The 14,377-nt window shown below is 63.9% G+C and carries 14 protein-coding genes; 12 read left to right on the forward strand and 2 right to left on the reverse strand.

What is annotated here, in order from left to right:
* Positions 1–7 precede the first annotated feature (7 nt).
* The 3 genes from P9236_RS00190 to otsB all read left to right on the forward strand — a co-directional run bounded on the left by P9236_RS00190 (position 8) and on the right by otsB (position 4,986).
* Positions 8–2,170, forward strand: coding sequence for an amylo-alpha-1,6-glucosidase (locus tag P9236_RS00190; RefSeq protein ID WP_278072592.1), 2,163 nt, complete (start codon positions 8–10; stop codon positions 2,168–2,170).
* A gap of 249 nt (positions 2,171–2,419) precedes the next feature.
* Entirely contained in the window at positions 2,420–4,207 is a 1,788-nt protein-coding gene (locus tag P9236_RS00195) for a trehalose-6-phosphate synthase (RefSeq protein ID WP_278072593.1), read from the forward strand.
* On the forward strand, positions 4,204–4,986 hold the full coding sequence (otsB, locus tag P9236_RS00200) for a trehalose-phosphatase (protein WP_278072594.1): 783 nt from the start codon (positions 4,204–4,206) through the stop codon (positions 4,984–4,986). The genes P9236_RS00195 and otsB overlap by 4 nt, the downstream gene beginning before the upstream one ends.
* A 136-nt stretch (positions 4,987–5,122) precedes the next feature.
* On the opposite strand, the gene P9236_RS00205 is transcribed toward otsB, so the two are convergent.
* Both P9236_RS00205 and P9236_RS00210 read right to left on the reverse strand, forming a co-directional pair.
* Positions 5,123–5,428, reverse strand: coding sequence for a hypothetical protein (locus P9236_RS00205; RefSeq protein ID WP_278072595.1), 306 nt, complete (start codon positions 5,426–5,428; stop codon positions 5,123–5,125).
* 218 nt (positions 5,429–5,646) lie between these two features.
* Positions 5,647–6,678: a hydroxyacid dehydrogenase gene (locus P9236_RS00210; protein ID WP_278072596.1), complete on the reverse strand. Its 1,032-nt coding sequence runs from the start codon at positions 6,676–6,678 to the stop codon at positions 5,647–5,649.
* Positions 6,679–6,822: 144 nt separating this feature from the next.
* Between P9236_RS00210 and P9236_RS00215 the strand changes: the two genes are divergently transcribed.
* From P9236_RS00215 to pcaG, 9 genes are all read left to right on the forward strand, one after another.
* The gene (locus tag P9236_RS00215) at positions 6,823–7,896 is read left to right on the forward strand and encodes a LacI family DNA-binding transcriptional regulator (protein WP_278072597.1); all 1,074 of its coding nucleotides are present in this window, start codon (positions 6,823–6,825) and stop codon (positions 7,894–7,896) included.
* A 76-nt stretch (positions 7,897–7,972) separates the two neighbouring features.
* Positions 7,973–8,962 (forward strand): substrate-binding domain-containing protein, encoded by a 990-nt coding sequence (locus P9236_RS00220; protein WP_278072598.1) that lies wholly within the window; start codon positions 7,973–7,975, stop codon positions 8,960–8,962.
* Between the two features lie 125 nt (positions 8,963–9,087).
* The gene (locus P9236_RS00225; RefSeq protein WP_278072599.1) at positions 9,088–10,074 is read left to right on the forward strand and encodes an ABC transporter permease; all 987 of its coding nucleotides are present in this window, start codon (positions 9,088–9,090) and stop codon (positions 10,072–10,074) included.
* Positions 10,071–10,847: an ATP-binding cassette domain-containing protein gene (locus P9236_RS00230; RefSeq protein ID WP_278072600.1), complete on the forward strand. Its 777-nt coding sequence runs from the start codon at positions 10,071–10,073 to the stop codon at positions 10,845–10,847. Before P9236_RS00225 ends, P9236_RS00230 begins: the two co-directional genes overlap by 4 nt.
* 1 nt (position 10,848) lies before the next feature.
* Positions 10,849–11,703 carry a sugar phosphate isomerase/epimerase family protein gene (locus P9236_RS00235; RefSeq protein WP_278072601.1) on the forward strand — a complete coding sequence of 285 codons (855 nt, stop codon included), beginning with the start codon at positions 10,849–10,851 and terminating at the stop codon, positions 11,701–11,703.
* 98 nt (positions 11,704–11,801) lie between these two features.
* Positions 11,802–12,614, forward strand: coding sequence for a 3-oxoadipate enol-lactonase (gene pcaD, locus P9236_RS00240; protein WP_278072602.1), 813 nt, complete (start codon positions 11,802–11,804; stop codon positions 12,612–12,614).
* Positions 12,607–13,011 (forward strand): 4-carboxymuconolactone decarboxylase, encoded by a 405-nt coding sequence (pcaC, locus tag P9236_RS00245; protein ID WP_278072603.1) that lies wholly within the window; start codon positions 12,607–12,609, stop codon positions 13,009–13,011. Before pcaD ends, pcaC begins: the two co-directional genes overlap by 8 nt.
* On the forward strand, positions 13,004–13,756 hold the full coding sequence (gene pcaH / locus P9236_RS00250) for a protocatechuate 3,4-dioxygenase subunit beta (RefSeq protein WP_278072604.1): 753 nt from the start codon (positions 13,004–13,006) through the stop codon (positions 13,754–13,756). The genes pcaC and pcaH overlap by 8 nt, the downstream gene beginning before the upstream one ends.
* Positions 13,756–14,370 carry a protocatechuate 3,4-dioxygenase subunit alpha gene (gene pcaG, locus P9236_RS00255; protein ID WP_278072605.1) on the forward strand — a complete coding sequence of 205 codons (615 nt, stop codon included), beginning with the start codon at positions 13,756–13,758 and terminating at the stop codon, positions 14,368–14,370. Before pcaH ends, pcaG begins: the two co-directional genes overlap by 1 nt.
* Positions 14,371–14,377: the final 7 nt, after the last annotated feature.

A 14,377-nucleotide genomic window follows, 5' to 3' on the forward strand; every position in this document is an offset into this window, starting at 1 on the left:
GTGACGAATGACGCAACTCGACGAGCGAAAGCTCGATCCCGCGGTGGCCCTTGCCTCACTCGACGAGACGGCACCGCGGGAGCCGCATCGGCTGTTCGCGCTCAAACAGGGCGACTGTTTTGCCGTCACTGACGCCTATGGCGACATCAGGGGCGCCGGCGACGGTTTCTTTCGCGACGATACGCGCGTCCTCTCCGAATTTCGCCTGACGGTCGGCGGCAGACCGATGTCGCTGCTTGGCGCCTCGCTCAGTCAGGACAATGTGCTATTCACCAGCAACCTGACCAACCTGCCGATCCAGAGCGCCGCCGGCCGCGACATTCCGCAAGGCGCGATCCATATCGAGCGCGTCAGGCTGATCTGGCAGGATCGGCTGTTCGATCGCATTACGCTTTCCAACTACAGCCGCGAGCACTCGACCATTGCCGTCTCGTTGCATTTCGCCGCCGACTTCCGGGACATGTTCGAAGTGCGCGGCTCGACGCGGCCGAAGCGCGGAACGGTCCATGTCGCCAAGACCGACAAGGCGTCGGTGCTGCTCGGCTATGACGGTCTCGACGGGTTGCCGCGCCTGTCGGTGATTTCCTTCTCGCAAGCCCCTGACCGGTTGGGCGACAATCGCGCCGATTTCCTGATCGCGGTCACCAAGCGCAGCAGCAAAGTGCTTTATGTCGAAGTCGGTCCGGAGGTCGCCGACATACCCGGGCGCGACCGCTTCCGCGCCGCCGCGGCCCGCGCCCGTTTCGGCATGCGCGCCAAGCGCCGGCACGGCGCCACGGTGCACAGTTCCGGTCGCGTGTTCAACGATTGGGTCGAGCGCGCACGCGCCGATGTCGCGCTGCTCACCACCGAACTCTCGACCGGGCCTTATCCCTACGCAGGCATCCCGTGGTTCTCGACGGCCTTCGGCCGCGACGGCGTGATCTCGGGACTGCAGATGCTGTGGCTCAATCCAGGTCTCGCCCGCGGCGTGCTGGCGTTTCTGGCCGAGCATCAGGCGACGGAGACGTCGCCCTTCATCGATTCCCAGCCGGGCAAGATCATGCACGAGACCCGCAAGGGTGAGATGGCGGCGCTGCGCGAGCTTCCTTTCGGCCGCTACTATGGCGGCGTCGACACGACTCCGCTCTACATTCATCTCGCCTGTGCCTATGCGGACCGCACCGGCGACATGGCTTTCATCGACACGCTCTGGCCGTCGCTCAAGGCGGCCGCCGAATGGACGGAAGAGGCAAGCCGGGCGACAGGTTTCGTCACCTACCAGCGCGCGGCGGAGTCCGGGCTTGCCAATCAGGGCTGGAAGGACAGCATTGATTCCGTCTTCCATGCCGATGGCCGCATGCCCAAAGGGCCGATCGCGCTGGTCGAGGTGCAAGGCTATGTCTTTGCCGCTTACAGAGGCCTTGCGGCGCTCGCGCGCCGCCGCGGCGAATACGCCGAGGCCGAGCATTGGGAAAACCGCGCCGAGGAAATGCGGGTCGCCGTCGAGCGTGACTTCTGGGTGGACGATCTCAACTTTTACGCCATTGCCATCGACGGCGAAGGCCAACCCTGCAAGGTGCGGACGTCAAACGCCGGGCATCTGCTTTATGTCGGGCTGCCGCAGCCGGAGCGCGCCAAGATCGTCGCGGACCAGTTGCTGTCGGCTTCCTTCCATTCCGGATGGGGTCTGAGGACGCTCGCGGACGACGCGATCTTCTTCAACCCGATGTCATACCACAACGGCTCGATCTGGCCGCATGACACCGCGCTCTGCGGCGTCGGCCTAGCGCGTTACGGCGAGCGCGACAGCGTGGTGAGGCTGATGAGCGGCACTTTCGAGTCGGCCGTGCACTTCAACATGCGGCTGCCGGAATTGTTCTGCGGCTTCACCCGGTCGCCGGGCGAGGCGCCGATCGCCTATCCGGTCGCCTGCCTGCCTCAGGCGTGGTCGGCAGGTTCCACCTTTATGCTGATGCAAGCCTGCCTCGGCCTGGAAATCGATGGGTGGGAAGGCGAATTGCACGTCACGCGTCCAAGGCTGCCGATCGGTATCGACACGCTCACGCTCCGGCATCTCAGCGTCGGCGGCAAGTCCGTCGACCTCGCTTTCCAGCGGGTCGGCGACCGCGTCGTTGCATTCCTTTCCGACCGGCACGAGGGTCAGGTCCCGCTCATCGTTCGCACCTAAGCACGTTCAATATCCTGGAGAAAACTGCCCTAATTGGTTGTTTTTACTCAGTTCCAGGCGAAAAGCCGTTACGCGATTTTTTCCTGTGATTGCTCCAGAGCAGAATTCCGCAACTAGGCGTTCAACAATCGAAAAATGTCGGAACCGACGGCCGGTTTGCGCGTTTGCAAATTCGTACCGGTCTACCGCTCCGCAGCCGGCAAGAACGAAAAACAAAATAGCGGACAGCCGGAGGCAACCTGGCATTCAATGATACAATATGGCGTCGACCTTTGGTGGGTCCTTATTCTAGCAAGTCTCACACTTTCCGCTCTGGCGATCTTCATTTCAATATTCCGGCACCGCCGCCGGCATCCGAAGGACGTGAACACGTTCGCCTTGGGTGAGGATGTCGCCTCGGAAACCGCGCGCAAGGTGCTGCGCGAATTCGAGAAGAACGGACAGTCTGTCGATGCCGCCCTCGTCACCTGGTCGCCGGAGACGTTGCGCAAGATCCTCACCGAGGATCTGCCGGACGCACAGGTCATCGTCGTTTCCAATCGCGAGCCCTACATCCACAACGAGGACAAGAATGGCGATGTCGAACTCGTCGTGCCCGCGAGCGGACTGGTTTCGGCACTGGAGCCGATCACCCGCGCATGCGCGGGTACGTGGATCGCCTATGGCGGCGGCAGCGCCGACCACCTGGTGGTGGACGGGGACGACCGTGTGCAGGTGCCCCCTGGCAATCCCTCCTACACGCTGCGCCGGGTCTGGCTGACGGATGAGCAATATCAGGGTTACTATCTGGGCTTCGCCAATGAGGGCCTGTGGCCGCTCTGCCATATCGCCTTCACCCGCCCGACCTTTCGCGATTCCGACTGGGAAGCCTACGAAGCTGTCAACCGCAAATTTGCCGATACCGTGGTCGCCGAGGCGCGCAACAAGCGGCCGATCGTGCTGGTGCAGGATTATCACTTCGCGCTTTTGCCGCGCATGATTCGCGAGCGACTGCCAGAGGCGATCGTCATCACCTTCTGGCACATCCCATGGCCGAACTCCGAAGTGTTCAGCATCTGCCCGTGGCGCGAGCGCATCCTCGACGGCCTGCTCGGCAGCTCCATCATAGGGTTCCACACGCAATTCCATGCCAACAACTTCACCGAAAGCGTCGACCGCTTCATGGAGAGCCGGATCGAGCGCGCGGATGCCGCCGTGTCCTATGGCGGCCAGACGACCTTGGTGCATGCCTATCCGATCTCGATCGAATGGCCCGTCGAGTTGTTGAGGACCCTGCCTTCGGTCGAAGAATCCCGGCAGCACATCCGCGAGCGGTTCGGCATTCCGGCCGATGCCAAGCTCTGCGTCGGCGTCGAGCGGCTCGACTACACCAAGGGCATCCTCGACCGCTTCCACGCGCTGGAGGAGCTGTTCATTCGCCACCCTGAGACGATCGGCCAGGTGGTGTTCCTGCAGATCGCCGCGCCCAGCCGAGGCTCGCTGCCTGCCTACAAGCAGCTGCATGAGGAATGCCAGCGCTTAGCCGAGGAGCTCAACGAGCGTTACGGCAGCGAGAATTACCGTCCTGTGGTCCTGGTGGCCGCGCATCACTCCCAGAAGGACGTTTACGAAATCTACCGGGCGGCCGACATCTGTCTGGTCACCAGCCTGCATGACGGCATGAATCTCGTCGCCAAGGAATTCGTCGCCGCACGAGACGACGACCAAGGCGTGCTTCTGCTCAGCACCTTCGCCGGCGCATCGCGCGAGCTGCTGGAGGCGTTGATCGTCAACCCCTACGACGCGGCGATGATGAGCGAGTTCATGCTGCAGGCGCTGACCATGGGGCCGGAGGAGCAACGTGGGCGCATGCGGCGCATGCGCGAAATCGTCCGCGACAACAACGTCTATCGCTGGGCCGGCAGCATGCTGCTCGACGCGGCGCGGCTGAGGAAGCGCGACGAGCTCGACCGGGTCACCGCATTATCCGACCGATCGGTGAATGGCGACAATGTCGTCTCCATGTTCGAACGCAAGCAGGCAGTCGGGTTCCGATGAATATCCAGACAGATTTGACGCCGCGCCTTTCCGACGGCCGGTGGGCGCTCTTCCTCGACATTGACGGCACCTTGCTGGAGCATGCCGCCCATCCGGACAGCGTGTCGGTCAGCGACGGCCTGCGGCTCCTCCTGAGGACGATCGAACGGCGTCTGGACGGCGCGCTCGCCTTCATCACCGGCCGTTCGATTGCGGCCGTCGACGGACTGTTCGATCCCTTGAGGCTGCGGATCGCTGGCCTCTATGGGCTAGAGCACAGGCTGACGCCGAACGGTCAAATCGAGGCCGCCGACGAGCCGGCGGATATGGCAGCACTTGCCGACGAAATCGAGCTGGAGCTGGCCGGCAAAGCCGTCTATGTCGAACGCAAGGGCCCGGTCCTCGCCATTCACACAAGGGCGGCCCCGCATCTTCTGGCGCGCGCGACGGAACTGGTCGAGGCGGCACTTGCCCGCCTGCCGGAAGGGTACAGGGTCATCGCGGGTAACGCGGGGGTCGAACTGATGCCGCTCGAAGCCGCCAAAGGCGCGGCGATCCGGCGCTTCATGCAGCTCGATCCGTTCAGTGGCAGGCGCCCGGTGTTCCTTGGCGACGACACGTCCGACGAAAACGGTTTTGAGACCGTCAATGCCGCGGGCGGGATCTCGATCCGCGTGAAGCCGCAGGGCGAGACCGCGGCACGTTTCGCCATTGCCGACGTCGCCAGCGCGATCGCCTGGCTCGAAGCCAATTTCGGCGGCGGCGCCGAACAGGCGAGCCGCGGCGATCTCGTTGCCTAAAGCGTCTCATCGTTTCACGGAAACGGCGAGCCGCTCCCTTTGTTTGATGCAATTCCGGACGGAATACCGCTGCACACTTTTCCTGGAAAAACGGCCCCGCGAACGGGGCCGTATCATATTCGCCTACACTGACTGCCTACTTGCTGCCGCCGTTCTCCTTGACGCTGCTGCAGAACTCCGGATGGGTGTTGGTCGCGTTGGCGTTCTTGGCCTCGTCGGCACATGCGGTCATCATCGCCGTTTGATCCTCCGGCGATAGTGCCTTCCAAGCCTTCACGAAGGCGTCCTTGCTGACCATCGTCTTCATGCTGGAGTCGGTATAGAAAGGCTGCATCTTGGCCGGATCGTCGAGCGCCGAAGTACCAGTCTGTCCGGCGGCGAGCGCGGAGCCGGCAACCATCGAAAGCACCATCGCGCCGAAGCAGATCATCTTGACGTTCATGACATAGACCTCCTGTTTCTCCGGATCGTTCGAGAAACGATCATGTCGTCAACGGAAGGTTTGGATCAAAGTTCCTCTATTTCGTGCAACGCAGAAAAGGTTTTTCTGAACAAGCATACAAGCGAGAAACTTCTAATCACCCGCCGTTAAGTTTGGTTGTGCTGCTTCAGGATGCAATCATTAGTAGGAAATTCAGCTGCCTGGCCGAGAAAGCGCCATCAGTTCCTATCGACCGGTTTGGAGCGCATCCGCGAGACGGTCTCGCGCTCGGCGCGCTTGGAGCGCATCGGCGGCAGGCCGCGGTCGACAAGATCCATGTCCTCCAGCACCATGTCGCCCATGCGCTTGAAGGCGACATCGAGCGCGCCTGCGCGGTGGGCCGAACGCAGGAAGCCGGGCAGCGCGCGCACCGGATGGTTCTTCGCCAGCGGCTCCTCCGGAAAGACGTCGCTGGCGGCGAAAATATGGCCGCTCTTCACCGCCGCCATCAGCGCCGGGAAGTCGACGACGCCGGCGCGGCTGAGCAGGATGAAGGCGGCGCCCTTGCGCATCTTGGCGAAGGCGTCGGCACCGAGAAAACCCTGGTTCTCGCTGGTCACCGACGCGACGACGAAAACGAAGTCGCTTTCCGACAGCACCTTGTCGAGCGAAGACGGCTCGACGCCATGCTCGACCAGCACGGAAGGCGGCAGCCACGGATCATAAACCCTGGTGCGGGTGCGGAAGCCGGAGAGCAGGCGGTTGAGCGCGCGGCCGAGATCTCCGAAGCCGATGATGCCGACATCGGCACCGGAGAGGAGACGCGCGGTCTGGTTGCCGTCGCCGCCCCAAAGCTCCTTGCCCTGCCGGAAGGCGAGGTCGGCATCGACGATGCCGCGCGCCAGGTTGAGCGCCATGGCGAGGCCAAGCTCGGCAACAGGCTCGGCGAAGACCAGTCCGGTGGTGACGACGTGGATGCCGCGGGCAAACAGCGTCTCATAGGGCATGTTGTTGATGAGGTTGGTCTCGACATTGAAGATGCAGCGCAGCGCCTTCAATTTCTCCAGCGTTTCGGGCGCGATCGGCGGCTGGCCGACGATGTAGCGCGCTTGGGCAAGCACATCGGCTGGCAACTTCGCCACGCCTTCGGGCGTTGTCTCGACGATGCGATATTTCCTGCGAAACAGCGCCAGCTGCGGCGGCGTGAAGATCAGGTCGAGCGTGCGCGGTTCGGGTGCGCTGATGACCAGCGGCAAGGCTTTGGCGGACATGATTTTTCCTCCCGGCGCGATTGGATCGCGTCAATCACATCTGCGTTTTTTACGCCGGATGAAACGATTTACAACAGCGAAAAATCGATTTATCGGTTATATTAATGAGAGGGCAGGCGAATACCTGTCCTTAGGAGGAGGCTAATGGCGCAACAGGAAGCCCAGCAGCGGCGGCCGTCGATCCACGACGTGGCAAGCCATGCCGGCGTGTCGGCGGCAACCGTTTCCAAGGTGCTGTCCGGCGTCACCACGGTGAAGCCGGAAAACGCACAGCGCGTCCTCGATGCCGTCGAGCTTCTAGGCTACCGCGTCGATCCGCTCGCTTCCGACATGCGCAGGGCCAAGCGCCGCATCATCGGCGCCATCATGCCGGAGTTCGAAAGCGAGTTCTTCGGCCAGATGGTGAGCGAGCTCGAAGGCCTTGCCGAACAGCGCGGCTATACGCTCGTCGCCGCCTCCAGCCGTGAATCGGAACAGCGCGAGAAGGAAATCCTTGCCCGCATGCATGACTGGCGGGTCGCAGGCGTCGTGCTGGCGCCGGTGCGTAACGAGCATGGGCCGGCGGCCGCCTTCATGAAGGCCAACGGCATGACCGGCGTGCTGATCGACCGCGTGCTTGCCGACGATGCCTTCGATACGGTTTCAGCGGACAGCGCGGCGGCAAGTGCCGAAGTGGCGCGCGCGCTTGTCGGCCAGGGCCATCGCCATATCCTCGTCGTCGGCCTCGGCCAGCAGGCGGCGACGGTGCGCGCTCGCCTGGAAGGCTTTCGCAACACCGCACTCGAGCTTGCGCCCGACATTCGTATCGACGTCGTGCTCTGCGAAAGCGACGTCGAACCGCTGCGGAGGCTGCTGCGCGACTATTTCAGCAAGCGCGAGGCCGGCAACGACCGGCCGACGGCGGTCTATTCCCTCTTCCTCAAGGGCACGCTGGTAGCGCTGTCGGAATTCCGGCGGCGTGGCTGGCATTGCCCGAACGACATCTCGTTGGTCGGCTTCGACGATGCCGAATGGATGCAGGTGACCTGGCCGGCGATCGCCGCGGTGGTGCAGCCGGTGCGCGAGATCGCCGGCAACGCGATGGAGGTTTTGTTTCGCAGGATCGAAGGCGAGGGGGGGCCGCCAAGGGCGCGGCTCGAACCCTGCAAGGTGTTGATGCGGGAATCCGTTGGCTCGCCAGGCAGCGTCCCGCATTCCGGGGGAGGAGACCGACAATAGCCCCCATTGTCGACAGCGGAAGAATGGCGCCGGCCCTGGCCGAGGCATCCGGCGCAAACAACAAATGGAGGATGGAATGACATCGCTTTTCCCAAAGATAAATCGATTTACCATTGCCTTGGGCGTGGTTCTTGCCGTTTCGGCTATTGGCGCCGCCAAGGCGGAGGACGGCGAATACGGCGTGCTGATGAAGACCTTGGCCAATCCGTTCTGGGGCGCGATGGCGCAGGGCGTCGCCGACGGCGCCAAGGAAGCCGGCGTGAAATACTTCCAGCAGGCGGCCGAAAGCGACCAGGCGGCCGAGCCGCAGCTCAACCTCTGCAACACGATGCTCGAGCGCAAGCCGGTGGCGATGATCACCGCCGCCATCAACTCGACCAACCTCTTGCCCTGCCTGAAGTCGGCGCAGGACGCCGGCATCAAGATAGTCGACCTCGACAACAACCTCGACCAGGCGGTGCTCGACAAGGAGGGCGTCAAGGTCACCTTCCACATCGGTTCCGACAACGTCGCTGCCGGCGCGCAAGGGGCGGAATATCTCGTCTCCAAGCTCGGCAAGGACGCCAAGGGCCCGGTGCTGGTGATCGAGGGTCTTTCAGGCAACATCACCGGCGAGAAACGCGCCAAGGGCTTTGCCGACAAGTTGAAGGAACTGGCGCCCGGGCTGCAGATCGTCGCCTCGTTGCCGGGTGACTGGGATCGCGGCAAGGCGGCTTCGATCGCCACCGATACGCTGACCGCGCATCCCGATCTCGTCGCCATCTTCTGCGCCAATGACGGTATGGCGCTGGGCGCGGTGGAATCGGTCTACGCAGCCGGCAAGGGCCAGCAGGTGACGATGATCGGTGTCGACGGTAATGTCGATGCGGTGAAGTCGATCAAGGAAGGCCGCCTCAACGCTTCCGTCGCGCAGCTCCCCTATCTCGTCGGTAAGCAGGCGGTCGAGAACGTCAAGAAGGCGCTCGCCGGCGAGAAGGTCGAGGAAAGCATCGCCGTGCCCACCTTGGTGCTGACCAAGGACGTGCTCGACGCCGGCAAGGAGCCGATGCTGCAATATGTGAAGTGAGGGGATAGGCAGTAGGCAGTAGGCAGTAGGGGGTAGTAAGCGCTTCGGGCCGCTCGGATCGCTCCCATATTTTCCCTACTGCCTAAGCCCTACTGCCTACTGCCCGCTCTTAAAGGTGCAAAGACATGGCTTCTGAACAGCCCGGCTTCTGGGCTCGGGTGCAGCGCGCATCCGTCGAGCGGCTCCACATCAGACTGGAGTCACTGCTGGTGCTTGTGCTGCTAAGCGCGGCGATGGCGCTGCTGTCGCCTTTCTTCCTGTCGCTCAGCAATTTCCTCAATATCCTGCTGGCGACTTCGACGATCGGCGTGCTGGCGATCGCGGCCACCTTCGTCATCGGCTCGGGCGGGCTCGACCTTTCGCTCGGCTCGGTCATGGGGCTTGCGGGCGTCACGGGCGCCTTCGTCGCCGTCAATCTCGGCTGGCCATCGGTGTTCGCGGTGATCGCCTGCATCCTTGCCGGTGCGATCGCCGGCTACATCAACGGACAACTGGTCACCCGCGCCTTCGTGCCGGCCTTCATCGTGACGCTCGGCATGCTGGGTCTCGCGCGCGGGCTGGCGCTCGTCATTTCGCAGGGCAGGGCGATCTACGGCCTGCCGCCAGAAATCGTGTATATCGGGCAAGGAAGGCCCCTCGGCATTCCGATGCCGGTCATCATCTTCGTTCTCACCGCGATCGTGGCGCATGCGGTGCTCGCCTATACGCGCTTCGGCCGCCACACGCTGGCGCTCGGCGACAGCGAGGGTGCCGCCCGCGCCGCCGGCATCCGCGTCGAGCAGCATCGCCGCATCATCTACACGCTCTCCGGCGCGCTCGCCGGTCTTGCCGGTCTGCTCTTCACCGCCCGCGTCAATGCCGGCGATCCGACCGCCGGCATCAACTATGAGCTCACCGCCATCACAGCGGCGATCATCGGCGGCACCAATCTGTTCGGCGGCCGCGCCTCGATCCTCGGCACGATGATCGGCGCGCTGATCATGGGTGTGCTGCAGAACGGGCTGACGCTGCTTGCGGTGCAGTCCTATTACCAGCAGATGGCGATCGGCGCGGTGCTGATCCTCGCGGTCTTCATCGACCAGTACCAGGTGCGGAAGGAGTCGCGCGTATGACCCTGCTTTCGCTCCACAACATCCGCAAGAGCTTCGGCGCGGTCGACGTGCTGCACGGCGTCGACCTGTCGGTCGCTGCCGGTGAAGTGGTCGGGCTGGTCGGCGACAACGGGGCCGGCAAGTCGACGCTGATGAAGACCATAACCGGCATCTACCGCGCCGACACCGGCTCGATCGAGTTCGACGGCAAGGACATACTCGCCCTCGACCCCGGCCAGCGCCGCCGGCTCGGCATCGAGATGATCTACCAGGACCTGTCGCTTGCCAAACAACAGGACGTTGCTTCGAACATCTTCCTCGGCCGCGAGCCGACGAAAAGGCTGCTCGGTCTGTTTTCGGGTTTCGTCGACAAGGCCGAGATGGATCGCCAGGCGGCGCGCATGATCGAGCGGCTCGGCGCGCATCTGCCATCGATCAGCCGCTCCGTCGGCTCCTTTTCCGGCGGCCAGCAGCAGACGGTGGCGATAGCGCGGGCGCTCACCTTCAATCCGAAGCTCGTCATCATGGACGAGCCGACGGCGGCGCTCGCCGTGCGTGAGGTGCAGAGCGTGCTCGATCTCATCCGGCGGCTGAAGTCGGAAGGCATTGCCGTCATCCTGATCTCGCACCGGCTGAACGACGTGCTGTCGGTCACCGACCGCATCGTGGTACTGCGCCACGGAAGAGCGGATGCCGATCTCGTCACCGCCAGGACCAACATGAACGAAGTCGTCAGCCGCATCGTCGGCGGCGGCGATACGGCCGCAGCGGCGGCGCATGAGCAACGAGGCTGACATGAACACGTTCGGACTGCACACCTTCGCCATCGCCCCGGTCTGGGACCTCGCCCGCATCGAGCCGCAGATGGACAGGCTGAAGGAGCTCGGCATCGGCCTGATGGAGATCCCGCTGCTGCGCCCCGAGGAGATCGACACCAAGCGCACGCGCGGTTTCGCCAGTCACTATGGCGTCGAACTGATTCCGTCGCTCGGCTTGCCGCGCGCGCTCGACGTGGTCGAGCGGCCGGACGAGGCGCTCGACTTCCTGCAGCCGGCCTTCAAGGTCTGCAACGAGGTGGGCGCCGAAGCGCTCGGCGGCGTCACCTACGGCACCATCGGCAAGACCACCGGCCGCGCGCCGACGCAGAGGGAGATCGACGGCGTGTGCCGCTTCCTCGAACGCGCGGCGAAGTCCGCCAAGTCACGCAGTCTCAAGCTCGGCATCGAGCCGTGCAACCGCTACGAGACGCATTTGATCAACCGCGGCATCGACGCGGCGCGCATCATCGAGCGCATCGGCGCCGACAACATTTTCATCCATCTCGACACCTACCACATGCATATCGAGGAAGAGAGCTTTGCCGCGGGCTTCGAGGCGGCCGCGCCCTTCCTCGGCTATGTGCATGTGTCGGAGGCCAATCGCGGCGTGCCGGGGCGCGGCATGCTCAACTGGGCGGCCTGCATGAAGGCGATCGCCGACATCGGCTATGAGGGCGCAATCACACTCGAAAGCATGAACCATGTCGATGTCGATATCGCAGGGGGGCTCGCCGTGTGGCGCCCGGTGGCCGAAGACCCGCGCGACGTCATCGAAGTCGGCCTGCCGTTCCTACGCGAGGAAGCGCGTAAGGCGGGACTGACGCTGGGATAGGCGGCGGGCTTCTATAGGAGTGGCCGAAGCAAGCCTGGACGGTTTCGATTTACCGAACCAAATAGCTGGTGCAATGTGGGCTTCGGAGGATCGAAACCGTGCCATTCGCCAGCATAGGCGGCGTCACGCTGCACCACCGCTATATCGAAGCGACCGGTACTTCGCGTCCGATCATCTTCATCAATTCGCTTGGCACCGACTTCCGCATCTGGGACGACGTCGTCGCGCGTCTTGAAGGCGAAATGCCGATGCTCGTCTACGACAAGCGCGGCCACGGGCTTTCGGATATCGGCAGCGGCGTGCGTTCGATCGGCGACCATGTCGATGATCTGAGCGCGCTTGTCGATCACTTCGGTTTCGAAAAGGTGGTGCTCTGCGGCCTGTCCGTCGGCGGCATGATCGCGCAAGGGCTTTATGCTCGCCGACCGGAATGCGTCGAGGCGTTGATCCTGAGTGACACGGCGCACAAGATCGGCACCGCCGAGAGCTGGAACAGCCGCATCGCGACGGTCGAGCGCGACGGCATAGAGGCGATTGCCGATGGCGTGCTGAAAGTGTGGTTCACGCCGGATTTCCACGCCAATCGCGCCGCCGATCTGGCCGGCTGCCGCAACATGCTGACCAGGCAGGCGCTGCCCGGCTACATCGGCACATGCATAGCGGTGCGCGATGCCGATTTCACCGACAGCGCGCGGCGCATCGCGGCGCCGACGCTTTGCATCGTCGGCGACCAGGACGGCTCGACGCCGCCGGACCTTGTGCGCGCGCTTGCCGAGTTTATCCCAGCCGCGCGCTTCGAGGTTATCCGTGGCGCGGCGCATATTCCTTGCATCGAGCGGCCCGACGCGCTCGTCACCCTGATCCGCGACTTTGTCGCCTCGTTGCCTGAGGGAAAACACGCCCATGGATAACGACTCCAGAAATGAAAACCGATACCGGACTGGGGTCGAGGTGCGCCGCTCCGTGCTCGGCGATCAGCATGTCGACCGCGCCGAGGCCGCGACGACCGATTTCGACCTGCCGTTCCAGCAACTGATCACCGAGGCCGCCTGGGGAACGGTGTGGTCGCGCCCCGGCCTGACGAAGCGCGAGCGTTCGATCGTGACGCTGGCGCTGCTTGCGGCGCTCGGCCATGACGAGGAGGTGGCCATGCATGTGCGCGCCACCGCCAATACGGGCGCCTCGCGCGACGATATCCGCGAAGCCTTCCTGCATGTCGCGGTCTATGCCGGCGTGCCCGCGGCCAACCGCGCCTTCAAGATCGCCAAGGAGGTGTTCGCGCAGATGGACGGAGTCCCCCATGCCTGAACCTGGCTCCAACCGGACCCCGGAAACCGGTGCCTTCTACCAGCGCGACCGCCAATGGCACCCGCCGGCATTCACGCCTGCCTACAAGAGCTCGGTACTGCGCTCGCCGCAGAAGGCGCTGATCGCCTTCGACAACACGCTGTCGGAACTCACCGGCCCGGTGTTCGGCCATGCCATGCTCGGCGAGCTCGACAACGATCTGATCCACAATTTCGCCAGGCCTGGCGAGAGCGCCCTCGGCGAGCGCATCATCGTCCATGGCCGCGTGCTCGACGAACGCGGCAAGGGTGTGCCCGGCGTGCTGCTCGAATTCTGGCAGGCCAATGCCGGCGGCCGCTACCGCCACAAGAAGGACGGCTATCGCGCGCCGCTCGATCCGAATTTCGGCGGCTGCGGCCGAGCCATCACCGACGAGGACGGCTTCTATGCCTTTCGCACGGTCAGACCCGGACCCTATCCATGGCCGAACGGCCCAAACGACTGGCGCCCGGCGCATATCCACTTTTCCGTGTTCGGCCACGGCTTCGCGCAGCGGCTGATCACGCAGATGTATTTCGAAGGCGATCCGCTGATCTGGCGCTGCCCGATCGTCGGCGGCATTTCCAACAAGGCGGCCATCGAAGCGCTGATCGCCGCGCTGGACATGCAGTCGACGATCCCGATGGACGCGCTCGCCTACAAGTTCGACATCGTGCTGCGCGGGCGCCGCTCGACGCTGTTCGAGAACAGGCCGGGGGGCAATTGATGGCGCAGTCGCTCGACCGGCTGAAGGAAAGCCCTTCGCAGACCGCCGGACCCTATGTGCATATCGGGCTGACGCCGAATTTCTGCGGCATCGGCGGCGTCTATCCGGGCGACCTCGGCTCGACGATGGTCAACGACCAGACCAAGGGCGAGCGCATCGAGCTGCGCATCCGGGTGCTCGACGGCACCGGCACGCCACTCAAGGACGCACTGGCCGAGATTTGGCAGGCGGACGCCAACGGGCTCTACAATTCGCCGGCCGAATTACGCGGCGCCGCCGATCCGAATTTTTTGGGCTGGGGGCGGCAGCCGACCGACATGGAAACCGGAATCTGTCTGTTCCGGACGATCAAGCCTGGCCGCGTGCCGTTCCGCGACGGGCGCATGATGGCGCCGCACATCACGCTGTGGATCGTGGCGCGCGGCATCAATATCGGCCTCAACACGCGGCTTTATTTCTCGGACGAGGAAAAGGCCAATGCCGAGGACCCGATCCTGGCGCGCATCGAGCACCGCGTGCGGGTGCCGACGCTGATCGCCGAGCGCCAGGGCGACACCTACGTCTTCGATGTCCATCTGCAGGGCGAAAAGGAGACGGTCTTCTTCGACAGCTGACCGTGGC

This window comes from Mesorhizobium sp. WSM4884 (assembly GCF_029625675.1).
Taxonomy (GTDB): domain Bacteria; phylum Pseudomonadota; class Alphaproteobacteria; order Rhizobiales; family Rhizobiaceae; genus Mesorhizobium.